Origin of the sequence: Pseudomonas sp. PvP027 (genome assembly GCF_017833005.1) — a bacterium.
GTDB lineage: Bacteria > Pseudomonadota > Gammaproteobacteria > Pseudomonadales > Pseudomonadaceae > Aquipseudomonas > Aquipseudomonas congelans.
On the sequence record NZ_JAFIBK010000001.1, the window covers coordinates 1,380,527 to 1,403,568 of the forward strand.

The 23,042-nt window shown below is 59.0% G+C and carries 18 protein-coding genes; 10 read left to right on the plus strand and 8 right to left on the minus strand.

Translation table 11 applies throughout. The features are described from left to right. Window positions 1-22 precede the first annotated feature (22 nt). A complete protein-coding gene (locus JOE33_RS05340; protein ID WP_187625685.1) occupies window positions 23-5,236 on the minus strand; it encodes a DUF6543 domain-containing protein in 5,214 nt (1,737 codons plus the stop codon). A 138-nt stretch (window positions 5,237-5,374) separates the two neighbouring features. Next, window positions 5,375-5,944 carry an NADPH-dependent FMN reductase gene (locus JOE33_RS05345; RefSeq protein WP_096126081.1) on the minus strand — a complete coding sequence of 190 codons (570 nt, stop codon included), beginning with the start codon at window positions 5,942-5,944 and terminating at the stop codon, window positions 5,375-5,377. Window positions 5,945-6,154: 210 nt separating this feature from the next. Between JOE33_RS05345 and JOE33_RS05350 the strand changes: the two genes are divergently transcribed. Continuing rightward, window positions 6,155-6,370, plus strand: a complete 216-nt coding sequence (locus JOE33_RS05350) for a hypothetical protein (RefSeq protein WP_010434382.1) — start codon at window positions 6,155-6,157, stop codon at window positions 6,368-6,370. Between the two features lie 45 nt (window positions 6,371-6,415). Here JOE33_RS05350 and JOE33_RS05355 read toward each other — a convergent pair whose 3' ends face one another. The 4 genes from JOE33_RS05355 to JOE33_RS05370 form a co-directional block, all read right to left on the minus strand. Further along, on the minus strand, window positions 6,416-6,970 hold the full coding sequence (locus tag JOE33_RS05355) for a GNAT family N-acetyltransferase (protein WP_010434385.1): 555 nt from the start codon (window positions 6,968-6,970) through the stop codon (window positions 6,416-6,418). Window positions 6,971-6,990: 20 nt separating this feature from the next. Continuing rightward, on the minus strand, window positions 6,991-7,770 hold the full coding sequence (gene dnaQ / locus JOE33_RS05360; RefSeq protein ID WP_032612033.1) for a DNA polymerase III subunit epsilon: 780 nt from the start codon (window positions 7,768-7,770) through the stop codon (window positions 6,991-6,993). A gap of 65 nt (window positions 7,771-7,835) precedes the next feature. After that, entirely contained in the window at window positions 7,836-8,288 is a 453-nt protein-coding gene (rnhA, locus tag JOE33_RS05365; RefSeq protein WP_010434387.1) for a ribonuclease HI, read from the minus strand. Between the two features lie 46 nt (window positions 8,289-8,334). Continuing rightward, the gene (locus JOE33_RS05370) at window positions 8,335-9,096 is read right to left on the minus strand and encodes a methyltransferase domain-containing protein (RefSeq protein WP_010434389.1); all 762 of its coding nucleotides are present in this window, start codon (window positions 9,094-9,096) and stop codon (window positions 8,335-8,337) included. A gap of 81 nt (window positions 9,097-9,177) precedes the next feature. Here JOE33_RS05370 and gloB point away from each other — a divergent pair, with 81 nt between their 5' ends. From gloB to fabI, 8 genes are all read left to right on the plus strand, one after another. Continuing rightward, the gene (gene gloB, locus JOE33_RS05375; RefSeq protein ID WP_187625686.1) at window positions 9,178-9,957 is read left to right on the plus strand and encodes a hydroxyacylglutathione hydrolase; all 780 of its coding nucleotides are present in this window, start codon (window positions 9,178-9,180) and stop codon (window positions 9,955-9,957) included. Window positions 9,958-10,056: 99 nt separating this feature from the next. Continuing rightward, window positions 10,057-11,661: a LysM peptidoglycan-binding domain-containing protein gene (locus JOE33_RS05380; protein WP_010434394.1), complete on the plus strand. Its 1,605-nt coding sequence runs from the start codon at window positions 10,057-10,059 to the stop codon at window positions 11,659-11,661. 137 nt (window positions 11,662-11,798) lie between these two features. Then, the gene (locus JOE33_RS05385; RefSeq protein WP_096126075.1) at window positions 11,799-13,628 is read left to right on the plus strand and encodes an extracellular solute-binding protein; all 1,830 of its coding nucleotides are present in this window, start codon (window positions 11,799-11,801) and stop codon (window positions 13,626-13,628) included. Continuing rightward, complete coding sequence (locus JOE33_RS05390) at window positions 13,625-15,481, plus strand: extracellular solute-binding protein (protein ID WP_122528777.1); 1,857 nt, start codon at window positions 13,625-13,627, stop codon at window positions 15,479-15,481. Before JOE33_RS05385 ends, JOE33_RS05390 begins: the two co-directional genes overlap by 4 nt. A gap of 1 nt (window position 15,482) precedes the next feature. Beyond that, the gene (locus tag JOE33_RS05395) at window positions 15,483-16,556 is read left to right on the plus strand and encodes a microcin C ABC transporter permease YejB (protein WP_003409733.1); all 1,074 of its coding nucleotides are present in this window, start codon (window positions 15,483-15,485) and stop codon (window positions 16,554-16,556) included. Window position 16,557: 1 nt separating this feature from the next. Further along, on the plus strand, window positions 16,558-17,577 hold the full coding sequence (locus tag JOE33_RS05400) for an ABC transporter permease (RefSeq protein ID WP_010434404.1): 1,020 nt from the start codon (window positions 16,558-16,560) through the stop codon (window positions 17,575-17,577). Between the two features lies 1 nt (window position 17,578). Next, window positions 17,579-19,189, plus strand: coding sequence for an ABC transporter ATP-binding protein (locus JOE33_RS05405; RefSeq protein ID WP_010434407.1), 1,611 nt, complete (start codon window positions 17,579-17,581; stop codon window positions 19,187-19,189). Between the two features lie 18 nt (window positions 19,190-19,207). Continuing rightward, window positions 19,208-20,002: an enoyl-ACP reductase FabI gene (fabI, locus tag JOE33_RS05410; RefSeq protein WP_003368564.1), complete on the plus strand. Its 795-nt coding sequence runs from the start codon at window positions 19,208-19,210 to the stop codon at window positions 20,000-20,002. A 205-nt stretch (window positions 20,003-20,207) separates the two neighbouring features. Here the strand turns inward: fabI and JOE33_RS05415 are convergent, their stop codons facing one another. Then, window positions 20,208-20,534 carry a nuclear transport factor 2 family protein gene (locus tag JOE33_RS05415; protein WP_187625687.1) on the minus strand — a complete coding sequence of 109 codons (327 nt, stop codon included), beginning with the start codon at window positions 20,532-20,534 and terminating at the stop codon, window positions 20,208-20,210. 89 nt (window positions 20,535-20,623) lie between these two features. Between JOE33_RS05415 and JOE33_RS05420 the strand changes: the two genes are divergently transcribed. Beyond that, window positions 20,624-20,953, plus strand: coding sequence for a helix-turn-helix domain-containing protein (locus tag JOE33_RS05420; protein WP_187625688.1), 330 nt, complete (start codon window positions 20,624-20,626; stop codon window positions 20,951-20,953). A 106-nt stretch (window positions 20,954-21,059) separates the two neighbouring features. On the opposite strand, the gene JOE33_RS05425 is transcribed toward JOE33_RS05420, so the two are convergent. After that, window positions 21,060-22,943: a SurA N-terminal domain-containing protein gene (locus JOE33_RS05425; protein ID WP_010434419.1), complete on the minus strand. Its 1,884-nt coding sequence runs from the start codon at window positions 22,941-22,943 to the stop codon at window positions 21,060-21,062. Window positions 22,944-23,042 lie beyond the last annotated feature (99 nt).

The window sequence follows — 23,042 nt, forward strand, 5'->3', positions numbered from 1 at the left end:
GCGGTATGCAGGGGGCAGCGCGTCAGGGCTTCACAAATCGCTCTCGCCCCAGCAATGTGACCAGCAAGGCCACCGAGTCGGCATTTTTGAGCATGATGTCGGTCCGTTTGTGGACGTCTTCGTAAAATACGTCACGCGCTTTTTCCAGCGTGCTCTTGCCAGAGATGCGCAAAATGGTCTGTTTTCCGTTGCCGTCCGTGCGCCTCAGGTCGCGCCATGAATCCTCCTCCAGCTGCTTGAACAATTTGTCGCGATCAGTCTGAAAGGACAGCGTCTTTTGCTGCTGATAAATCAGTTCATTCCTGATCCGCAGTCGATAGTTCGGTGCATCTTCAAGCAAGTCAATGAACGGGGCCTGCGAGTCCACATAAGCAATGTCGTCCGTTTTCAGCACCATATGCGATAACTCATGAATCAGGATCGCGGCCCGGTAATGCTGAGGAAACTTGAATTCCCCGGCCCGTTGCGCGCTGAGCTTCAATCGATAGGTCGGCAGTCGAAAGAACTGCTCCGTCAGAAAAATCCGTCGCGCCGGGTCTGCTTCAAACATGAACGCGCTGGCCGACTCGTTACCCATTCGATTGACGCCGATGACATAGCGTTTCGAGTCGATGGGCGACATCGAAGGGTCAATCAACTCCTGATACAGGTCGGTGACCGCCTTTTTAGTGACTTCACGCAGTCGATCGTCGGGCACCTTCTGTGCAAAAAAATCGCTTAATATTTTTTCCGCACGCGGATCCAGCGTGTTGTCCGGCAAGCGTCTGGTCAGGTTGTCCAAGGCGTTTTCCAGATAGCTGCGCGCCTGCAGGCAGGCATCTTCGATAGACTGGGCCATATCCCGGTGGCGATGACGAATCTCGGGCATGCCTCGAGCGCTGACAACCATTATCTCGTCAACCAGGTCGTCGACCAGGCTGCCTTCCATTCGGGTCAGCGCCCCACCTCCGCCGCGCAGCCCGCCCGGGATGTCCAGCCTCCATTGCTGATCCGCATCCAGGCTCACCGAGGGACCGATTTTGCTGCCCGACACGATGAACCAGCCATCTTCATCGGACAGCAACTCATAGGTTTTCCCACCGATGGCTGCATACGACCTGCCGGTAACAGGATCCCGGTAGACGCTTAACAGCTCGTCGCGCTGCAGCGTGTACAAGGCCATGTCGTGAACTTCGAACTCGCGTAAGCGCTCCCGTATCTGTTGTGTCAGGGAGCTGTTCCCCCAAGAGAACTCGAACGTATCAGCGCCCTCGATCAATTGCACCAGCGGGTCGGGCGACGTGGCGTCATCCACCAGAGTACTGTTCTCTCGAGCTGTCAGGGATGCGACTTCCGCAGGGTTCTGTCCGGAAGAAATCATCACGCTCAGGGCCGCCATGAACTCCGAAATGGCCTGCCCCCATTGCTGATCCGTTGCCGAGATGAGTGACAGATTCAACAATGTCTGTCCCTGAATGATGCCAATCAGTGCCCCCAGGCGTCCGGGCATGAGCGCCATGAATTGCTCTGCGCCCAGCGTGAACAGGTACTGCGTCGCCGCGCGGCGATGTTCGGCATTGGTGACGCTGTACTGCTTGACCTGCAGCTTCAGGATATCCACAGCGCCTTTGAACATCAGCAACAGGCAATTGCCCTCATAGGGATCGATGTGCACGGTGACAGGGGCAGGACGCTCAAAAGGTACGTCGAAAGAGGACTCGGCGCTGAAAGGCAGGTGTGGTTCCATGAAACCACCGTTGTCGTAAATCTTGCGCAAATCCGGGTCGATACGGTCCAGAATGTACGCTTGAAAATACGCAGAGGTGTGTATGTCCAATACCAGCGCAGCCTGATCTGCGTACTCCTTGAAGACGAATTCGTCATGCAAGGGCGCGTAAAGCACCCACGGTCCCGGCTGATTTTCCTTTGGCCCCATCACGTAGGTATTCAGTACCGCAGTCGGTTCCCAGCCCTCCTTGGCCGGTAGCAGCTTCAAGGGGCTGATGATTATCTGGCAGCCATTGACTGGCAGGCGCGCGACCGCATCAGGCATGGTCAATACGTTTTCGACAATCCGATACGCCTGCTCGGACAGCTCGTTTTTCAGCTTGGAGGTGAAGGCTCGCAGAATATCCAGCGAAGGAACCTGTTCGACGAACAGTTTGCGGCGTTCGATATAATCCGGCGTCGTCTCGGACAGCACCGAGTTCAGCATGCTGCGGTAACTCGCGGCGATGTCCAGCGACGCTACCAGTTCGCGTAGATACGCCGGTGTCAGGGCCGCGTTCAGCGGCGTGTCATCCTTTGAGGAGAGCAGAATGACCCCGTCCTGCCTGGACAGAAAGCGGTTGATTGCAAACTCCACCAGGTTTTCGCTGACGGTTTGGACTGCCGCAGGCACCGACTGGGGCACCTCGCCTGGTGCCACCGGGGCGGGAACATAGTGCGTCAGGGAAACACGCACATTTTCAGGATCAGGACGGGGCTCTGCGAAGTCCTTGTCGATCCTGCGTTTGAGCTGCTCAAGGGAATAATCGTAAAAGCTTGGAATATCGAACAGAAAGTCCTTCTCGCCGACACAGGTCACATAAAACCGTCGCAGGACCTCGACCAGAATGACCTGATCACGCTTCGACGCATCGCTGACCCATGAAGGTACGAGCGCCTTGTAAATGATGAATTGAATGGCGACTCCCAAGGAGTTGAGGGCCTGGCGATTTCGGTCATCCCGCTCTGCGGCACTCAGCAGGTTGACGAACAGTTCCGATGGCACCTGCCAGGCTATGGATTGCCGATAAAGATCCGCCACCGTGCGCTGTTGGCGCTCGACCTCGTCGCGCTGCAATGTCTCGATAAAATGCCCTTCAATGGGTTGCAGGACGACCTTGAGCTCAAGCGTCCCTCGACGGGTACGCTGGTCGAGTAACATGCGTCGGTCAGGTTCGGCGATTACCCCTGATACCTGCGAGCCCAGTTCTATACCTGCCAGTCGCCCGGCTACATACGCTTCCAGCAACTCCCGTGTTTCGAAACAGATGAGTCCCTGCTCCAGTATCCACAGGACGGGCTGGCTATCGGGAAGCCTGCCAGCGACCACAAAAGCATTGGGTACCTTGATGGCAGGCGCCTGCGGGTCGTACTCGACCGTCACCCCGAATGCATCGACGCGCGCCTCGCCCAACCCCTCCCGAAGTGCCGGCAACGGCCTGTCGATGACCTGCTGTATGTTGTCGATGAAAACCACAGGCAGCGTGGCCGTGCGCCTTTCAACCAGCAATTCGAGGCGTAGCGAGTACTCCCGAACCAGAGCTGATATCACGCCGGGATGCATGCTGGTGTCCCGTTGGCGAATCGTGCGTGAGTAGAACTCGCTGATCTGCGCCTCGAAGCGCTGGGCAAAATCTGCCTGCACGCAGATCAGTATCTGCTCAAGCAATGCCAGGGGCAGACGTTGCACAGGTTGACCCGCCACCGGGGTGATCTGTCCTGCGAGAACAACGCTGTCAGTCAGAGGAGCGCTTGCGTAACCGCACACCCGGTCCAGCGCCAGCGTCAGCACTGGCACCGGCTTGGCCTCAGCGACATCCGCCAATACCCAGAGCTTGCGGGCATCCAGAAGCGGACCGCCGATCAACGCCAGATAGAGGTTCAGCGCGCGATGCATGCAGCCATCTGCACCGGCATGCATGGCATCGATGCTGCCGAGCAAGGTGTCGAGCTTTTTCAGCTTGCCCATCCAGTTGTAGGACGGATCTGAAATCACGTTCGGCCGCTCACCGACACTGCTCTGGGCAGCGGGGCCCCAGACGCTGTCAAAGCCAAGCCGGTCCTGACGCCAGCGCCCTGCGTCGTGCATGTTCAATAGCCGACCATCGAGCAGCTTGCGGATGTCCAGTGCATCGTCGATCCGCGCCGGATTTTTTTCGGAGTGAAGGGCTGGCAGGTCAAGTACGTAGCGCAGGTCGCGCTTTTGCAGGGCGATCAGGGCATCGATGAACTCGCTGAAAAAGTCCTCGGTGAGCGTGTCATAACGCAGCTCAAGCTGACCTTCCAGGCTGATGACGGAATGATCGTTCAGCGATGAATAAAACAACAGCCCGGCGCGTGAAGGCCCCCTCAGCACATGCTCAATGGCCTGAGCCTGATCTCCAAAGCGCAGGAAGCCCGGCTGCGACGAATAGAGAAACGCCGCCGGTGACGCCTCTCCGGGGAAATCGATGAGGAATACGCCGACCAGCTTGACGGGGTCCTGGCCGGCCACGACGACTGATAACCTGCTGACCCTCGGCACCGGCGCAACGGGCGCGCCAGACTGCGAAGGCAGCAGGGTCAGCAGGCAGCGGTATTCAGCCTCGGTCATGGTGCGATGCGCCCTGCCCGATAACAGATGCTGGCGAAAGCACTCGACCAGCGCATCAGCGGTGAGGTCGCGGCGCGTGCGCCCGCCCTGCCCCTGAGACGTCCAATAGTCAGATAGCAATTGCTCATACGCAGTGCCGACTGAAGCAGCCGAGTCTGCCAGAGCATGATCGAAAACGATTGCCAGTGCCTCGGGCAACGCCACCCCCTTGGCATCCAGATAGCGACGTGTCTGGCCTTCCGGTAGAGCTTCGTAGGAAAACGCCTGCATGGCGGCATCGGCAAGGTACTGAGTCCCGATGACTGTAGACGCTGCCGGAGCAGCACCGGGCGCCGTGTGCACAAGCTGGACAGTCTGGGCAACGGCGTCGAGGCCCCTTTCTACCAGCACATCCTGCAAGGCCTTCCCTGTCGCCTCTCGAAGATCGGGCAGCGCCTCCAATCCGGCCGCCAGACGCTGCAGATGTCCGGCTTGCTGGCGCATGACCGTCTGCGTGCACGCGTCAAACAGCGAGCCCTCGATGCGCTGGCTCTCGACGATCGACACGGCAGTAATATCGTCGAATCGTTGCTGCAAGGCGCTGAACAGCGCACTGCGGCTCTCGAACTGCTCGATGCCGAAGGTCAGGGTACTGAGAAAGACCCGTGCCAAGGGGTTGGCTGCATCGCTGATGAACAAGGCTGCGGCCAATTCCGCATTAACGGGCAACTGGTCATTTATCAGCAGTCTGTCGACTCGGGGAACCGCATCGTTGGTTGGCTCGGTACTTTCGGCAGCCAAGAGCTGCAACCACGCACCGTCGTCACGGCTGATTCGGGACTGTCCGACGGCGTCATGAATGTCTTGTGTGAATCGCGCGCGCAGAGTGTCGCTGAAAAAATAGGGAGCTGCTGACATGTACTGTTTCCTTTGGAGGGCGCCTCTGCGCACAGCGCCCAGGCGCGTGACAGAGAAAAGGAAACAGCTTATGGGGATGGACCGAAGCGCCTGCGTTACATAAAGCAATAGATCGGCAGACGCGCTTCGTCAAAAAAATCAGTTGGCGGCAGCCCTGCCGTTCTTGTCGACCCAGGCAGCGAAGGCATCGATGAACTTCTGCAGGAAGGGCCTGGTTTTATCGGACAATGCGCCGGACTCGTCGAAAAAGCTCCCGGCACCGCCAAGATAGGCTTCGGGCTGCTGAAGGCACAGCACGTCCAGAAACACCAGCGACTGGCGCAGATGATGGTTGGCACCAAAGCCACCGACAGCACCCGGCGAGGCACTGATCACTGCGCCCGGCTTGCCGCTGAATGCACTTTTGCCGTAAGGACGCGAGCCCACGTCAATGGCGTTCTTCAGAGCACCCGGCACCGAGCGGTTGTATTCCGGCGTGACAAACAGCACGCCGTCGGCAGCGCCCAGTTGCTCGCGAAAGGTGGTGTATGCAGGCGGCGGTGAGTCGCCATCGATGTCTTCGTTGTACAACGGCAAGTCGCCGATCTCGACGAGATTCAGTTTCAGGCTGGCAGGTGCCAGTTCTGCCAGAGCAAGAGCGATCTTGCGGTTGATGGACTCTTTTCGCAGACTGCCGACCAACACGGCAATGGTATGAACCTGGCTCATGAAAATATCCGTCATCTGATTCAAGGAAAGGTTAGGTATAGAACAGAAGCCGGGTTTAGACGACCTTTGCGCCAGTCAATTCCCTACGCGCTTGAACAGCAGGGATTATTTTTTCCCTCAAAGGCAAACTCACCTATAGATCAGTGGTCTACTAGCCTCGATGGATTCGTAAACCAGCAGTTATATTCAGTTTCAGAGGTTACAGAGCAAATGGCTTCAGTTCTCGTCGGACAATTTCATGCCAGGGACGCCGAAGGTCGCGTTTATCCGGTTCATGAGTTCCAGGAATCGCAGCCGGATGCGGCGCAGGGCGGGCAACCGGTGATCACCTACAGACTGGCAATCGGCGACCGGGTCAAGCATTTGGGTGGTGAGGACTTTGAGCTGGTGCAATCAGGCATAAAGATCACCCGCACACCCACGTAACACCGGCAGCATTCCCGCTCAGGCTGCATGGCCAGCGGGAAGCTGTCAGTCCGAAAAGATCAGATACCAGAAAATTGCCGTTTCACGAGTGTTCGGATCGATGCCCCGATAGCGCATGTGATCCACCCCACCGACTACGTAGCCGCAACTCTCGTACAGCCTGCAGGCACCCAGATTATTGTTCTGCGTTTCCAGAACGATGCCCGGCAGATTGCGCTTGCGAGTCCAGAATTGCGCGGCGTCGAGCAATGAGCGTGCGACGCCATGACGGCGCGCCGACTCGTCTACTGCCAACTCGTCAATGTAGGCAAAGCCGCTCCAGTGAGTGCTCATCACGATATGACCGACGGGATGGTCATCCAGCCAGGCAACCATCACCGAACTGGTAGCGGCGTCGCGATGATCGGCAAATTCCTGAGAGTCGATGCCGTAATTCTTGCTGTACGGCTCGACCAGCTCGACCGGCCATGAATCCACGCGCTCGCCAATACGCGGCTGGGCATAGCCAAGCACTGTAAACGTGAATTCGCTGTTGAGGATGTAGTCCTCGAAGCATTCGTCTGCAACCCGAATGCTCAAAGCAGGATGTGCCACGTTCATGTCACCTTTGCCGCTTGCTGTCAGGAAGATGCCTGTGCTCCCGCTTCCAGCATCTGTACCCAGAGTGGAGAAGCACCGCAAGCCTTGGCGATGGTGCTCATACGCACTTCATGCTCGGCCAGCTCACTTTCAGAGGCGCGAATGATGCGGCAAGGCTTGCGATCGGCGGGCAGGCGGCGAATTTCGCTGCCCCGGTTGCCGGAGCCTTCGCCCGAGCCATTGCCGTCGGAGGCATTGCCAGCCAGCGACAGGCTGGTCTGCCCGCCGGTCATCGCCAGATAGACGTCGGCCAGAATCTCGGAGTCGAGCAATGCGCCGTGCAGCTCACGACCCGAGTTGTCGACGCCGTAGCGCTTGCACAGTGCATCCAGACTGTTGCGCTGACCCGGGTGACGCTCTCGCGCCATCATCAGGGTGTCGAGAATCGAACAGTGCTGAGTGATATCCGCCCTGTCCTGCGAACCCATCAAGGCAAATTCGTTGTTGATGAAACCAACGTCGAACGCTGCGTTGTGAATGATCAGCTGCGCGCCCTTGATGAACTCGAAGAATTCATCGGCGACTTCGGCAAACCGCGGCTTGCCGACCAGAAACTCGTTAGTGATACCGTGAACACCGATCGCGCCTTCGTCACTTTCGCGATCAGGTTGCAGGTAAACGTGAAAATGCCGACCGGTCAGGCGGCGACCGATCAACTCGACGCAACCGATCTCGATGATGCGGTGACCATCCGTCACCGGCATACCGGTGGTTTCGGTATCCAGGACGATCGATCTGTTATCCAGATTTTGCAATGCCATTGACTGTTGCCTCATGTACAGGCCGCGATTCTAGCACGCAGCGGCCGTTGCAAGCCCTTGTGCGTCTAGCCGTGCCGGATGCCACGCACTTCGTCGACGCCACGGTTGGCGAGCTGGTCGGCACGCTCGTTGCCAGGGTGGCCGATATGCCCACGCACCCACTGCCATTTCACCGTGTGGCGACTGACCTGTTCATCCAGAAGCTGCCAAAGATCGGCATTTTTGACCGGCTCTTTGGCGGCGGTTTTCCAGCCGCGCTTCTTCCAGTTGGCCATCCACTCGGTAATGCCTTTCATCACGTACTGAGAGTCGGTCACCAGCGTCACTTCGCAGGGGCGCTTGAGTTCCTCAAGCCCGCGAATCGCACCGGTCAGTTCCATACGGTTGTTGGTGGTATTGGCTTCGCCACCCCACAGCTCTTTCTCGACGCCCTTGCACACCAGCAGGGCTCCCCACCCGCCCGGGCCGGGATTGCCCTTGCAGGCACCATCGGTGAAGAGTTCAACACTATCGCTCATTACGACCTTTCCAGAATGATGGGCTTCATGTGCAGCAAGGCGTTATTCAAGCCTGATCCTGAGTATTGCGGCTGACCTTGGCCATCGGCATGGGGATCAGCTTGCCGATGGGGTCGCGGCGCACCTGGCGCAAGGGCCTGAGACCTACCACCAGTTTGCGCGCTACCAGTACGTAGAAGCCGCCACCAGGGCTCTGACGTCCCTCGCCAAGGCTTTCAAGCCCTGCAAGACGCGACTGCCATGCTGCTGAAGCAAGGGGCGGACGATAGCATCCGAAGCGCCGTTTCTCCAGCGCGAAGCCCAGCAGATTCAGCCAGTCAGCGACCCGCGAGGATGAAATGCAGCGTGCCTTGCGCAACGCATCCCGGGCGAAAACGTGGCGTATGCCCCAGGTGCTCCAGGGGTTGATGCCGATAATCAGCAAGTGCCCGCCCGGCCGCACGCTGCTGGCCGCTTCGCGCAGCAGGCCGTGGGGCGACAGGCAGAAATCCAGGCCGTGCTGCAGCACCACGACATCGGCCGCGTGCTCACTCAATGGCCACGCCTGTTCCTCACAGACGATCTCGACACCCGGCAACGGCGCACCGAGGCGTACATTGCGCTGCACCTGGGGAGCCACCGGCGGGGTTTGCGCCGATGGGCCGTAATGCACCAGATAGCCACCGAAATATCGCCCCAGTTCTTCGTCGAGAACGCGCCGTTCCTCTTCGAGCAGAAGCTGCCCGAGCGGCCCGGAAAGCCATTCGCGGGCAGCGCGGATCAATGCAAGCCACTCAGGATCAGCCTGAGCGAACGCTTCATCGGTCATGAGTTCTCCTCCAGAGGTGCTCGCATACAGCGGCAACAGACTCTAAGATGCACCATTGTCCGCCGCTATGCGAACTGCGCCATGATACAGATCCACGCCCTTCCTGCTTTCAATGACAACTACATATGGTTGTTACAAGACCTTTCGAGCCAGCAGTGCGCTGTCGTCGATCCGGGCGACGCAAAGCCGGTGCTGGGCTGGCTGGCGCAGAATCCCGACTACCGGCTGACCGATATTCTGATCACGCACCACCACAATGATCATGTGGGCGGTGTTGCGGAACTCAAGCAGTCGACTGCCGCCCGCGTGCTGGGCCCTGCGACCGAGACCATACCGGCGCGCGACATCGCGCTGGTCGACAATGACCGGCTGACCGTTCTGGGCCTGGAATTTGTGGTGCATGCGGTTCCAGGCCATACGCTGGGTCATATCGCGTTTTATCATGAAGACGCCACGACCCCCCTGCTGTTTAGCGGCGACACGCTGTTTGCCGCTGGCTGTGGACGGCTGTTCGAAGGTACACCGCAACAGATGCACGATTCGCTCGGCCGCCTGGCCGAGCTGCCGGACAGCACATTGATCTACTGCGCTCACGAATACACGCTGAGCAATCTGCGCTTTGCACAGGCCGTCGAGCCCGACAATGTCGATATTGCCGAACGCCTTGCGGAAGTGACCCGCTGGCGCAGCGAAAATCGCATCAGTCTTCCGTCAAATCTGGCACTGGAAAAACGCACCAATCCCTTTCTGCGTACCGGGGAAACATCCGTTAAAGAAAAAGCGGACGAACGGAGCGGCGGGCAAAACACCTCGCAAAGTGCGGTCTTTGCCTGCTTGAGGGCATGGAAAGATAAGTTCTGACCAGACCGTAAAACCGCAATAAAATTCTGAAAGGTTGACCGACGGCAGGCTGCTTCCTAGAATCGCCCGACATTTTCGTCTGGATGTACCCCCCGAACAATGTCGTCATCTACCAGCAAGCCTTCACATTCGGACGCATTGACTCGGTTGGCTCAGGCCATGGCTGTCACCGCGAGTGCCCTTCTGGCCGGTTGCCAGAGCACCGCCAGCGTCGACCCGGTCAGTAGCCATCGCGCGCCTAACCTGGCCGCCGGCATCAAGCAAAAACCGGTTTTTCTGTCTCACAAGCCTGCCACCCCTCTCGCACCTCCACAGGATGTCTGGGAGCGCATGCGTCAGGGCTTTCAACTGCAACAAGGCAACGATCAGAACCCCCGCATCGATCAGCAGCGCCTGTGGTTCGCCAACAACCCTTCCTTTCTGGAAAACGCTGGCGAGCGCGGCAGCCTGTACATGCACTACATCGTCGAGCGCCTTGAAGAACGCAACATGCCGCTGGAACTGGCCCTGCTTCCGGTCATCGAAAGCGCCTACAACCCGATGGCCGTTTCGCGCAGCCAGGCGGTCGGCCTCTGGCAGTTCATCCCGTCGACCGGGCGTTACTTCAACCTGCGCCAGACCAGCTTTTACGACGGACGTCGCGACATCCAGGCCTCGACCGTTGCGGCACTGGATTACCTGACCCGCCTGCACGACATGTTCAACGGTGACTGGCTGCTGGCCCTCGCCGCCTACAATGCCGGTGAAGGCACGGTGAGCCGCGCCATCGAGCGCAATGACAAGCTTAACCTGCCGACCGACTACTGGAACCTGCCGCTGCCGCAGGAAACCCGCGACTACGTACCCAAGCTGCTGGCCCTGTCCCAGGTGGTGCTATCGCCAGAAGCCTATGGCGTCAACCTGAACCCGATCGCCAACCAGCCCTACTTCGAAGTCGTCGAGCTCAACAAGCGTGTCGACCTGTCCAAAGTCGCCAGCGCCGCCGACATCGACGAAGACGAGCTTATCCAGCTCAACCCCGCCTACAAGAAGCGCCTGACCGTCGATGGCCCCCAGCACCTGCTGGTGCCCACCTCCAAGGCGCAACTGCTGACGGCCAGCCTGCTGACCATGAAACAGGAAGAACTGGTCGCCTGGCAGCCTTACCGGGTGCGTAAGGGCGATACCCTGGAAAGCCTGGCAAGTCGTTATCAGGTTACGGTCAGCTCGCTCAAGGGCAATAACAAGCTGTCCGGCAACCGCCTGAAGATCGGTCAGTCGCTGAGCATACCGGTCAAGCCCGGCATGCAGAATTCACAACCCGTGTTCGAGGCGCTGGCCAGCAATGACAAGCCGGCCCGGACGCGCACCTACAAGGTCAGAAGTGGCGACAACCTGACCACCATCGCGCAGGCCAACAAGGTTGATGTCGAGGACCTGCAACGCTGGAACAAGCTGACCGGCAAAAAGCTCAAGGTCGGGCAGGCGCTGGTCATGCAGGACACCAGCAAACCTGCCGGCAAAGCCGCCAGCAAGGCGGTCGCCAGCACCGGTGGCAAGGACGGCGAAAAGAAATCCATGCAGTACAAGATCCAGAAAGGCGACTCGATGTACCTGGTCGCCAAGCGCTTCAACGTCGAGATGCAACATCTCAAGCGCTGGAATCCACGTAGCGGGCAGGCCCTCAAACCCGGCCAGACCCTGACCGTTTACCTGCCACACTGATGATCCCGGCCACTTGCCCTTCGATAACCTTGGGGCGGGTGGCCGACGCAGCCCCGCCAGTGCCATCACCTGCAGTCTTTTTCCAGCAGGAACAAGCTGTTACTGTTAGCGACCCGAAAGCCCAAGCCGCCTGGATCGTGATACGTCCCTTCCTGCTAACCATCAGCCTGGCCTTGAGCTTCTGCGCCAACGCAGCCATCACTGAAAGTCATGGTTATGCGCAGTTTGGCGTTCTCAAGTACCCGGCCAGTTTCACTCATTTCGACTGGGTCAATCCCGAGGCGCCGAAAGGTGGCACCCTGAGAATGATGGCCTTCGGCACGTTCGACACACTCAACCCCTACACATTCAAGGGCAGCAGCCCGGTCTCGACCGGCAACTTCCTGCAGTATGGCGTCAACGAGCTGAACGAACCGCTGATGGTCGGCACAGGCCAGTACGACCCGTCCGGCGACGAACCGACATCCAGTTACGGGCTGATCGCCCAGTCGGTGGAATACAGCGAGGACCGCAGCTGGGTAGTGTTCAACCTGCGCCCGCAGGCGCGCTTCCACGACGGCAAGCCCATCACCGCCTACGACGTGGCGTTTTCCTACCGGACACTGCTCAAGGACGGTCACCCTCAATACCGCACCGCCCTGCAGGAGGTGCAGCGCGTCGACATCCTCAATCGTCATCGCATCCGGTTTGTTTTCAAGCGCTCAGGCAACCCGCTGCTGATCCTGCGCCTGGGCGAACTGCCGGTGCTGCCGCAGCATTACTGGAAAGACCGGGATTTCAAGGCGACCACCTTCGAGCCGCCGCTGGGCAGCGGCCCCTACCGCATCACCCGCGTCCAGCCTGGGCGGCAACTGGTGTTCGAGCGGGTCAAGGATTACTGGGGCAAGGACCTGCCGGTCAACCGGGGCAAATACAATTTCGACCGGGTCGAGGTCGAGTTCTACCGCGACAGCGACGTGGCGTTCGAAGCGTTCAAGGCGGGCGAATTCGACATCTACATCGAGCATCAGGCCAAGAACTGGGCCAATGGCTATGACTTCCCTGCGGTGGCCAACGGTCAGGTGATCAAGGCGCAGATCCCGCACCGCATACCGACCCAGACCCAGGGCCTGTTCATGAACACCCGGCGCGCCGCCTTCGCCGACATCCGCGTGCGCGAAGCCCTGGGGCTATTGTTCAATTTCGAATGGACCAATCGCACGCTGTTCAGCGACGCCTATGACCGCTCGATCAGCTACTACCCCAACAGCGAATTTTCTGCGACGGGCTTGCCGACCGGGGCCGAATGGCTGCTCCTGGCGCCCTATCGCGATCAACTGCCCGCCAGCCTGTTCACACAGCCGTTCACTCCTTCGAAGACAGATGGCGGCGGGATCCCGCGCGAGACCTTGCGCAAGGCCCTGAAGCTGCTTGCCGAGGCAGGCTGGACGCTGTCGGACAAGGGGTTGCTCAATGCCGACAAGCAACCCTTGCGCTTCGAGATCCTGCTGGTCAACCCCAACCTTGAACGCATTCTGCAGCCTTACATCGAAGACCTGCGTCGCCTGGGGATCAATGCGGGGCTGCGCACCGTCGACCGCGCCCAGTACAAACAACGTCTTGACCGTTTCGATTTCGACATGATTCTGATGACCCTGCAACAGACCCTGAGCCCCGGTCTGGAGCAGTGGCAATACTTCCATTCCAGTCAGGCCGCGATCAACGGCAGCAAGAACTACGCGGGCATCGCCAACCCGGTGATCGATGCCCTGCTGAACAAACTGCTGGCCGCACAGACCCGCGACGAACAGGTCGCCGCAGCGCGGGCACTGGACCGCGTACTGCTGTCGCAGCACTACAGCATTCCCAACTGGTATCTGAACAATCATCGGCTTGCCTATCGCAACCGATTCGCCATGGTCACTACCCCGCCCTACACCCTGGGGCTGCGTGCGTGGTGGCTCAAGACTCTGGAGAAGCCCCGATGAACCCTCTGCACTCCCTGCGCTCGCAGGCAGCCGGTCTGCTGCTGGCCAGCCTCGCCTGCACGGTACAGGCTGCGCCACTGCACGGCGTGACGCTGTACGACGAAGCGCCGAAATACCCGGCTGATTTCAAGCATTTCGACTACGTGAACCCGGATGCTCCCAAAGGCGGCACGCTGCGCCAGGCAGGCTTCGGCGGCTTTGACAGTCTCAACCCATTCATCAACAAGGGCGTACCGGCAGACGACATCGGTATGATCTACGACACCCTGGCCCGCTCGAGCCTGGATGAGCCGTTCACCGAATACGGGCTGGTCGCGGGCAAGATCGAGAAATCCCCGGACAACAGCTGGGTGCGCTTCTATCTGCGGCCCGAGGCGCGCTTTCATGACGGCCACCCGATCCGCGCCGACGATGTCGAATTCAGCTTCAAGACCCTGATGGAGCATGGCTCGCCCATGTACAAGGGCTACTACGCCGACGTCGACCAGGTCATCGTCGAAGATCCGTTGCGTGTGCTGTTCAAATTCAAGCACAAGGGCAGCCGCGAGTTGCCGTTGATCCTTGGCCAGTTGCCGGTGCTGCCCAAGCATTTCTGGGCTGATCGCGACTTCAGCAAAGGCAACCTGGACTTCCCGCTGGGCAGCGGACCTTACAAGGTTGCCGAGGTGAAGGCCGGCCGTTCGGTGAGCTATGAGCGGGTCAAGGACTACTGGGCTAAGGACTTGCCGATCAACAAGGGCTTCTACAACTTCGACGTACTGACCACCGACTACTACCGCGACAACACGGTCGCGCTGGAGGCCGGCAAGGCCGGGCAATTCGACTATTGGATCGAAACCAGTGCCAAGAACTGGGCGACCGCCTACGACACGCCCGCAGTGCGCGACGGCAGGCTGATCAAGGAAGAGCTGCCCAACGGCAACCCGACCGGCATGCAGGGTTTTGTCTTCAACCTGCGCAAGCCGGTGTTTCAGGACGTCAGGGTCCGCGAGGCGCTGACTCTGCTGCTGGACTTCGAGTGGACCAACAAACAGCTGTTCAACGGCTCGTACAGCCGCACCAAAAGTTATTTCGACAACTCGGAAATGGCCGCCAGCGGCCTGCCGTCCGCCGAAGAACTCAAGCTTCTCGAACCGTTGCGCGGCAAGATTCCGGATCGCGTGTTCAGCGAACCCTTCACCCTGCCGGTCACCGATGGCAGCGGCATGATCCGGCCGCAGCAGCGTCGGGCCTTCCAGCTGTTGCAGGAGGCGGGCTGGAAGATCGTCGACGACAAGATGGTCGACGCGCAGGGCAACCCGGTAAAACTAGAGTTTCTGATTGCCCAGACCGAGTTCGAGCGCATTCTGCTGCCTTACAAGCGCAACCTGAGCGACCTGGGTATCGAACTGGTGATTCGTCGGGCCGACGTGTCGCAATACATCAACCGCCTACGCTCGCGGGACTACGACATGATCGTCACGGGCTATCCGCAGTCCAGCTCGCCCGGTAACGAGCAGCGCGTGTACTTCGACTCATCCAGCGCCGACAACCCGGGCAGCCGTAACTTCATGGGCCTCAAGGACCCTGCGGTGGACTCGCTGGTCAACGGCCTGATCAACGCCGACTCACGGCAAAGCCTGATCACCCATACCAAGGCGCTGGACCGCGTGCTGCTGTGGGGCTTTTACGTCGTCCCGAACTGGCACATCAAGACCTGGCGGGTGGCTTACTGGAATCACCTCGACCATCCCAGGGCCAAAGCGCTTTCCGATATCGGCCTGATGACCTGGTGGGCCAAGCCGGATGTCAAACCGGTGACCGCAACCCCGTCAGCCCCTGATCAGGCCAAGCCTGCGAACGCGGAGCAATAACATGCTGGCTTATATTCTGCGACGGCTGCTGCTGATCATTCCTACCCTGCTCGGCATCCTGATCATCAACTTCGTCATCATTCAGGCTGCGCCCGGTGGCCCGGTCGAACAGATGATCGCCAAGATCGAAGGCTTCGATGGCGCCACCAGCCGGATTGCCGGAGGCGGCGCCGAAGTCTCGGTGGCCGGCTCCAACTACCGCGGCGCGCAAGGCCTGGACCCGGCACTGGTCAAGGAAATCGAACGCATGTACGGTTTCGACAAGTCGGCGCCGGAACGCCTGTGGATCATGATCAAGAACTACGCCACGCTGGATTTCGGCGACAGTTTCTTTCGCGATGCCAAGGTCATCGACCTGATTGTCGAGAAGATGCCGGTGTCCATTTCCCTCGGGTTATGGAGCACCCTGATCATGTACCTGGTGTCGATCCCGCTGGGGATTGCCAAGGCCACGCGCCACGGCAGCCAGTTCGACGTGTGGACCAGCTCGGCAATCATCGTCGGCTACGCCATTCCGGCGTTCCTGTTTGCGATTCTGCTGATCGTGGTGTTTGCCGGGGGCAGCTACTTCAACTGGTTCCCGCTGCGCGGGCTGACCTCCAACAACTATGACGAACTGAGCACACTGGGCAAGCTATTCGATTACTTCTGGCATCTGGTATTGCCGGTCACCGCGCTGGTGATCGGCAACTTTGCCACCATGACGCTGCTGACCAAGAACAGCTTTCTCGACGAAATCAGCAAGCAATACGTGACCACGGCCAAAGCCAAGGGCCTGAGCAACCACAAGGTGCTCTACGGCCATGTGTTTCGCAACGCGATGCTGCTGGTGATCGCCGGCTTCCCGTCAGCGTTCATCGGTATCTTCTTCACCGGCTCGCTGCTGGTGGAAGTGATCTTCTCGCTGGACGGCCTGGGCCTGATGAGCTTTGAAGCCGCGATCAACCGCGACTATCCGGTGGTGTTCGGCACGCTGTTCATCTTCACCCTGCTGGGGCTGGTGGTGAAGCTGATCGGCGACATCACCTACACCCTCGTAGACCCGCGCATCGACTTCGAAAGCAGGAAGCATTGATATGAAGCTGTCTCCTCTCAATCGCCGTCGCTTCGAACGCTTCAAGGCCAACAGGCGTGGCTGGTGGTCATTGTGGCTGTTCCTGATTCTGTTCGGCCTGAGCCTGGGCGCCGAACTGATCGCCAATGACAAACCGCTGGCCGTGCGTTATGACGGCAGCTGGTACTTCCCGGTATTCGAGCGTTACCCGGAAACCACCTTCGGCGGCGAATTCCCGCTGGAAGCCAACTACAAGAGCCCGTACATCAAGGAACTGCTCGCTGCGAAGGATGGCTGGACCCTGTGGGCGCCCATCCCGTTCAGCTACCAGAGCATCAACTACGACCTGAAAGTCCCTGCCCCGGCGCCGCCTTCGCGGGAGAACCTGCTGGGCACCGATGATCAGGGCCGTGACGTCCTGGCTCGGGTGATCTACGGTTTCAGGATTTCGGTACTGTTCGCCCTGACCCTGACCATCCTCAGCTCGATCATCGGCGTCATCGCCGGTGCCCTGCAGGGCTACTATGGCGGCTGGGTCGACCTGCTGGGCCAGCGCTTCCTCGAGGTCTGGTCGGGCCTGCCGGTCCTGTATCTGCTGATCATCCTCGCCAGCTTCGTACAACCCAACTTCTGGTGGTTGCTGGGCATCATGCTGCTGTTTTCCTGGATGAGCCTGGTGGACGTGGTACGCGCCGAGTTCCTGCGCGGCCGCAATCTGGAATACGTAAGGGCCGCGCGGGCGCTGGGCATGGAGAACGGCGCGATCATGTTCCGCCACATTCTGCCCAACGCGATGGTATCGACCATGACCTTTCTGCCGTTCATTCTCACCGGCGCCATCGGCACGCTGACAGCGCTGGACTTTCTGGGCTTCGGCCTGCCGGCAGGTTCGCCGTCACTGGGCGAACTGGTAGCTCAGGGCAAATCCAATCTGCAGGCGCCCTGGCTGGGCATCAGCGCCTTCGCTGTGCTGGCCATCATGCTGAGTCTGCTGGTGTTCATCGGCGAGTCCGCCCGCGATGCTTTCGACCCAAGGAAATAAGATGAACAATGACAATCTGATCGAAATCCGCGATCTGGCGGTCGAGTTCGTGACGGGCGATTCGCGGCAACGCGTGGTCGAGAACATCAGCTTCGATATTCGTCGCGGTGAAACGCTCGCGCTGGTCGGCGAAAGCGGCTCGGGCAAGTCAGTCACCGCGCACTCGATCCTGCGCCTGCTGCCCTACCCCATCGCCAGCCACCCGAGCGGCACGATCCGCTACGCAGGTGAAGACCTGCTGAAAGTGGAAGAGAAAAAACTGCGCACGATCCGTGGCAACCGGATCGCCATGATCTTCCAGGAGCCGATGACCTCACTCAATCCGCTGCACTCGGTGGAAAAACAGATCAACGAGGTCCTGGGCCTGCACAAGGGCCTGACCGGCAAGGCGGCCACCGAGCGCACGCTGGAGCTGCTTGATCTGGTTGGCATCCCTGAGCCACGCAAACGTCTCAAAGCGCTGCCACACGAGCTGTCAGGTGGCCAGCGTCAGCGTGTAATGATCGCCATGGCCCTGGCCAACGAACCCGAGCTGCTGATTGCCGATGAGCCGACCACCGCGCTGGATGTGACGGTACAGCTGAAAATCCTCGAATTGCTCAAGCAGTTGCAGGCTCGCCTGGGTATGGCACTGCTGCTTATCAGCCACGATCTGAACGTCGTAAGGCAAATAGCCAATCGAGTATGTGTCATGCAACGCGGTTGCATCGTCGAACAGGCATCGTGCGAAGAATTGTTCCGTTCGCCGCAACATCCGTACACCAGGGTTTTGCTCAGCGCCGAGCCCAGCGGCGGTCCTTCGACCAACCCCGCAGGTGCTCCGCTGCTTGAAATCGAGGACCTGAAAGTCTGGTTCCCGATCAAAAAGGGCCTGCTCAAGCGCACGGTCGACCACGTCAAGGCGGTGGACGGCATACGTTTCAGCCTGCCGGAAGGGCAAACACTGGGTATTGTCGGTGAAAGCGGGTCGGGCAAATCGACGCTGGGCCTGGCGATTCTCAGACTGATCGGCAGCCAAGGCACCATACGGTTCAAGGGCAACGCGCTAGAATCCCTGTCGCAACAGCAGATCCGTCCGCTGCGCAGGCAGATGCAAGTGGTTTTCCAGGACCCGTTTGGCAGTTTGAGCCCACGCATGTCGGTGGCTGAAATCGTTGGCGAAGGCTTGCGAATCCACGGCATGGGTACGGCCGCCGAACAGCAGACGGCGATCATCGAAGCACTCAGGGAGGTTGGTCTGGACCCGGATACCCGGCACCGCTACCCTCACGAGTTCTCCGGTGGCCAACGCCAGCGGATCGCAATTGCACGTGCACTGGTCTTGAAGCCGGCGCTGATTTTGCTGGACGAGCCGACTTCGGCCCTCGACCGGACCGTACAGCGTCAGGTCGTCGAGTTGCTTCGCTCGCTGCAAACCAAGTACAACCTGACGTATTTGTTCATCAGCCATGACCTGGCTGTCGTCAAAGCGCTGAGCCACCAGTTGATGGTGGTCAAGCAAGGCCAAGTGGTCGAACAGGGTGCAGCGCAGGATATCTTTGCCGCACCGCAACATCCTTATACACAGCAGCTGCTGGAGGCCGCCTTTTTGGCGCCGGTAGCTGTCGATTAACCTGAAGAGGAACAACACATGGGTTTTCTCGCCGGTAAGCGCGTCCTGATCGTCGGTGTCGCCAGTAAACTGTCCATCGCATCCGGCATTGCTGCCGCCATGCATCGTGAAGGCGCAGAGCTTGCCTTCACCTACCAGAACGACAAACTCAAGGGTCGTGTCGAAGAGTTCGCCGCAGGCTGGGGTTCGGGCCCTGAGCTGTGCTTCCCTTGCGACGTGGCCAGCGACGAAGAGATCAACAAGGTCTTCGAAGAACTGAGCAAGAAGTGGGACGGCCTGGACGTAATCGTTCACTCGGTCGGCTTCGCGCCGGGCGACCAACTCGATGGCGACTTCACCGAAGCCACCACGCGCGAAGGTTTCCGCATCGCTCATGACATCAGCGCCTACAGCTTCGTGGCCTTGGCCAAAGCCGGTCGCGAAATGATGAAGGGCCGTAACGGCAGCCTGCTGACCCTGTCCTACCTGGGCGCAGAGCGCACCATGCCCAACTACAACGTCATGGGTATGGCCAAGGCCAGCCTGGAAGCCGGCGTTCGTTACCTGGCCGGCAGCCTCGGCCCGGAAGGTACTCGCGTCAATGCCGTATCGGCCGGCCCGATCCGCACCCTGGCCGCGTCAGGCATCAAGAACTTCCGCAAGATGCTGGCTGCCAACGAAGCGCAGACTCCTCTGCGTCGCAACGTCACCATCGACGAAGTCGGCAACGCCGGCGCGTTCCTGTGCTCCGATCTGGCGTCGGGCATCAGCGGTGAAATCATGTACGTCGACGGCGGCTTCAACACCACCGCGATGGGCAGCATGGACGAGTAATACGGTAAACGCCGCTCCTCGCGAGCGGCATTTTCCCGCACTCGAAAAGAAGGCCGCTCAATGAGCGGCCTTTTTTGTTGTCCTGAATTAGCCGGCTAATTCACCTTGCCCCCCCCGAAGCCTTCAAAAATGGATGAAACTCCACATCAGGTATGAAATGCCTTTTCGCTGATCCGTGATATCTCTGGAACCTCTGATGTGATCATTAACCGATTTCCAGTGCACTGATCAGTCCGTCAGTCAGTGCGAACCTGAACCTTGCTACTGCAGGGCTTCCAGGAAATGTTCCACTGAGTCTCACCTTCACAATAACCAGCCCGTCGCTTTCCAGGCTCTCGACAGGCTCGACGGTATATTGATATTTGTGTTTCGCTGCTCGCTTCCACGCCTTGATCGCTTCAATCCCGCAGACCGTCACGCCCTCATCAGTGACACGAGCGTCATGGGTAAACAAGTCCTCCAGCACATCCACGGCTGCGCCTGCTTCGCTGGCAAGATATGCTTCAATGACCGGGTACCGAGTGATGTTCATCGAGATGCCTCATTATTAAATGACGAGGCACTCATGATCATCGCCAAGGGGTAGCCCCACAAGAACGCACGAAAAAGTAAGTGACAGCAATGAGCAATCGAACGCTGTATACACCCGACTCTGCTGCCGAAGATGTCAACAACGTATTCGCGCTGTTGCGCGGCAGGTGGAAACTGGTGATTTTGTTCCACCTGTTCGACGGTAAGATTCAGCGCTTTTCGGATCTCGAACGCCGAGTGAAAGGCATATCGCAAAAAATGCTCGCTCAACAATTACGTAGCCTGGAAAGCGATGGGTTGGTCATTCGAACCGTCCACGACTTCAAACCTCCTCAGGTTGATTATCGCCTTACACCATGGGGACAACGGCTTTGCCCAGTGCTGGATAGCATGCTCGGATGGTCAGAGTCTCGTGAGTGAATACGTGTCATGACTTACCCTGACACGGGTACGTAATCGGCGCCCCGCCGCCACTCCAAAAAAAAGGCCGCTCAATGAGCGGCCTTTTTGTGTGCGCGTTTCGAGATCAGAACTTCTCGATCTTCGCCTTGCTTTCCAGCTGTGCACGGTACGCCGCGAAATCCTGTTGCCCCTCACGGGAGGCGAGGAAGCGACGGTACTGTGCCTTCTCTGCATCAGTCGGCGCAGCCGCCTGATTGACGCCATTGAGACGGACGATCACGAAGCTGCCATCAGAAGCAGTGATGCTGGCGAATTCCGGCTTGTCCTTACCTGTCGGCTTGGGCATGCGGAACAGCGTCTGCAGCACTTGCGGGTCAACCCCTTCCTGACTGCGAGTAACCGCTTCCATCATCTTCCAGTCACGACCTTCCTGCTTGGCCGCCAACGGGATTTTGCCGTCACGCAGACCGGCCAGCAGGGCCTCACCCTTGGTCTTGGCAGCTGCCGAAGCATGCTCCTTGACCAGTTGAGCGCGAATCGAGCTGGCAACGCTCTCTAGTGGCAACTGCTGTGGTTGCAGGTGCTCTTTGGAACGCACCACCACGACCGTTTCCGGATCCAGCTCCAGTGTGTTGCTGTTGGCGCCTTCTTCCAGCACTTCAGGGCTGAATGCCGCCTGGATGACCGCGCGGTTGGCTGTCAGGCCTTCGCCGCCTTCACGACCGAAGGGTGCAGTGGTCTGAACCTTCAGACCCAGGTCCTGTGCCGGCTGGGACAGGTCGGACGATTCGAACGCAGAATCTTCCAGCTGCTTGGTCACTTCGACAAACTTCTGCTCGACCAGCTGCGATTTCAAATCGTTGGTCAGCTTGCCTTTCAGACTGGCGAAGGTCGGCACCGAAGGTGCTTCAACGCCCAGCAGCTTGATCAGGTGCCAGCCGAAGTCGGTACGCACCGGCTGCGAAACCTGGTCCTTGTTCAAGGCATACAATGCCTCTTCGAAAGCCGGGTCATAGACACCCTTGCCTGCGTAGCCCAGATCACCGCCCTTGTTCGACGAACCAGGGTCCTGCGAGTATTCCTTGGCCAGCGCCGCGAAATCCTCACCCTTGGCCAGACGCTGTTGAATTTCTTCAATCTTCGCCTTGGCCTGCTCTTCGTTCAGCTTGTCGTTCACTTCGATCAGGATGTGTGCCGCACGACGCTGTTCGGACAGATTGGCAATTTCCTTCTGATAAGCCGCCTGCAAGTCCTCGTCCTTGACCTGCACCTTGTCGAAGAAAGACGACTTCTTCAATTCGATGTAGTCGAGTACGACCTGCTCAGGGCTCATGAACTCCTTGGCATGCTCGTCGTAGTGAGCCTTGACTTCATCATCGGTCACTTTGACCGCCGAGGTATCGGCAGGCAGGGTCAGCGAGGCGAAATCACGGGTCTGCTTTTCGAGGCGTGCGAAGGCTTCAACCTGTGCGTCGGTTACAAAGGCACTGCCGGCAACACCTGCACGCACCTGGCCAATGAGCATTTCCTGACCAAGCATCTGGCGGAACTGCAGACGGCTGTAACCCAACTGGCGAATCACCTGATCGAAACGGTCTGCGCTGAATTTGCCATCCACCTGAAATTCAGGCGTCTGCAAAAGCTGCTGATCAAGTGCCGCGTCGGAAAACGAGAACTTGGCATCCGCCGCGCCTTGCAGCAGCAGCTTGCGATCGATCAGACCCTTGAGGGCTGACTCGCGCAACAGCTTTTCGTCCAGCATGGCAGGATCGAAATCCTTGCCCAACTGCTGCGAAAGCTGTTGAGCCAACTGGCGGCGCTGCATGTCGACAGCTTGGCTCAACTCATTCTGAGAGATGTCCTCGCCGTTGACTTCAGCCGCGTTCTGCTTGTTGCTGGTAGCGGTAAACATCGCCTCGATGCCGGTGAAGGCCATCAAGGCGATGATGATTCCGATAATTGTCTTGGCAATCCAGCCTTGTGAATTGTCCCTGATGTTCTGCAGCATTGCGTCCCCCAAAACGGTTGTACTGACTAACCAACCGCGGAGCGTGGGTAGAAAGCGGATAGAAGAAAGGCGCATCCGAGGATGCGCCTTCTCGTAACT

Bases quoted from the DNA above. Each gene is read 5' to 3' on its own strand.
- JOE33_RS05350 (WP_010434382.1), top strand. From the start codon at position 6,155: ATGGCTTCAGTTCTCGTCGGACAATTTCATGCCAGGGACGCCGAAGGT.
- rnhA (WP_010434387.1), bottom strand. From the start codon at position 8,288: ATGAGCGATAGTGTTGAACTCTTCACCGATGGTGCCTGCAAGGGCAAT.
- JOE33_RS05345 (WP_096126081.1), bottom strand. From the start codon at position 5,944: ATGAGCCAGGTTCATACCATTGCCGTGTTGGTCGGCAGTCTGCGAAAA.
- JOE33_RS05400 (WP_010434404.1), top strand. From the start codon at position 16,558: ATGAAGCTGTCTCCTCTCAATCGCCGTCGCTTCGAACGCTTCAAGGCC.
- JOE33_RS05415 (WP_187625687.1), bottom strand. From the start codon at position 20,534: ATGAACATCACTCGGTACCCGGTCATTGAAGCATATCTTGCCAGCGAA.
- JOE33_RS05420 (WP_187625688.1), top strand. From the start codon at position 20,624: ATGAGCAATCGAACGCTGTATACACCCGACTCTGCTGCCGAAGATGTC.
- JOE33_RS05390 (WP_122528777.1), top strand. From the start codon at position 13,625: ATGAACCCTCTGCACTCCCTGCGCTCGCAGGCAGCCGGTCTGCTGCTG.
- gloB (WP_187625686.1), top strand. From the start codon at position 9,178: ATGATACAGATCCACGCCCTTCCTGCTTTCAATGACAACTACATATGG.
- JOE33_RS05370 (WP_010434389.1), bottom strand. From the start codon at position 9,096: ATGACCGATGAAGCGTTCGCTCAGGCTGATCCTGAGTGGCTTGCATTG.
- dnaQ (WP_032612033.1), bottom strand. From the start codon at position 7,770: ATGGCATTGCAAAATCTGGATAACAGATCGATCGTCCTGGATACCGAA.
- JOE33_RS05425 (WP_010434419.1), bottom strand. From the start codon at position 22,943: ATGCTGCAGAACATCAGGGACAATTCACAAGGCTGGATTGCCAAGACA.
- JOE33_RS05395 (WP_003409733.1), top strand. From the start codon at position 15,483: ATGCTGGCTTATATTCTGCGACGGCTGCTGCTGATCATTCCTACCCTG.
- JOE33_RS05340 (WP_187625685.1), bottom strand. From the start codon at position 5,236: ATGTCAGCAGCTCCCTATTTTTTCAGCGACACTCTGCGCGCGCGATTC.
- JOE33_RS05405 (WP_010434407.1), top strand. From the start codon at position 17,579: ATGAACAATGACAATCTGATCGAAATCCGCGATCTGGCGGTCGAGTTC.
- fabI (WP_003368564.1), top strand. From the start codon at position 19,208: ATGGGTTTTCTCGCCGGTAAGCGCGTCCTGATCGTCGGTGTCGCCAGT.
- JOE33_RS05355 (WP_010434385.1), bottom strand. From the start codon at position 6,970: ATGAACGTGGCACATCCTGCTTTGAGCATTCGGGTTGCAGACGAATGC.
- JOE33_RS05380 (WP_010434394.1), top strand. From the start codon at position 10,057: ATGTCGTCATCTACCAGCAAGCCTTCACATTCGGACGCATTGACTCGG.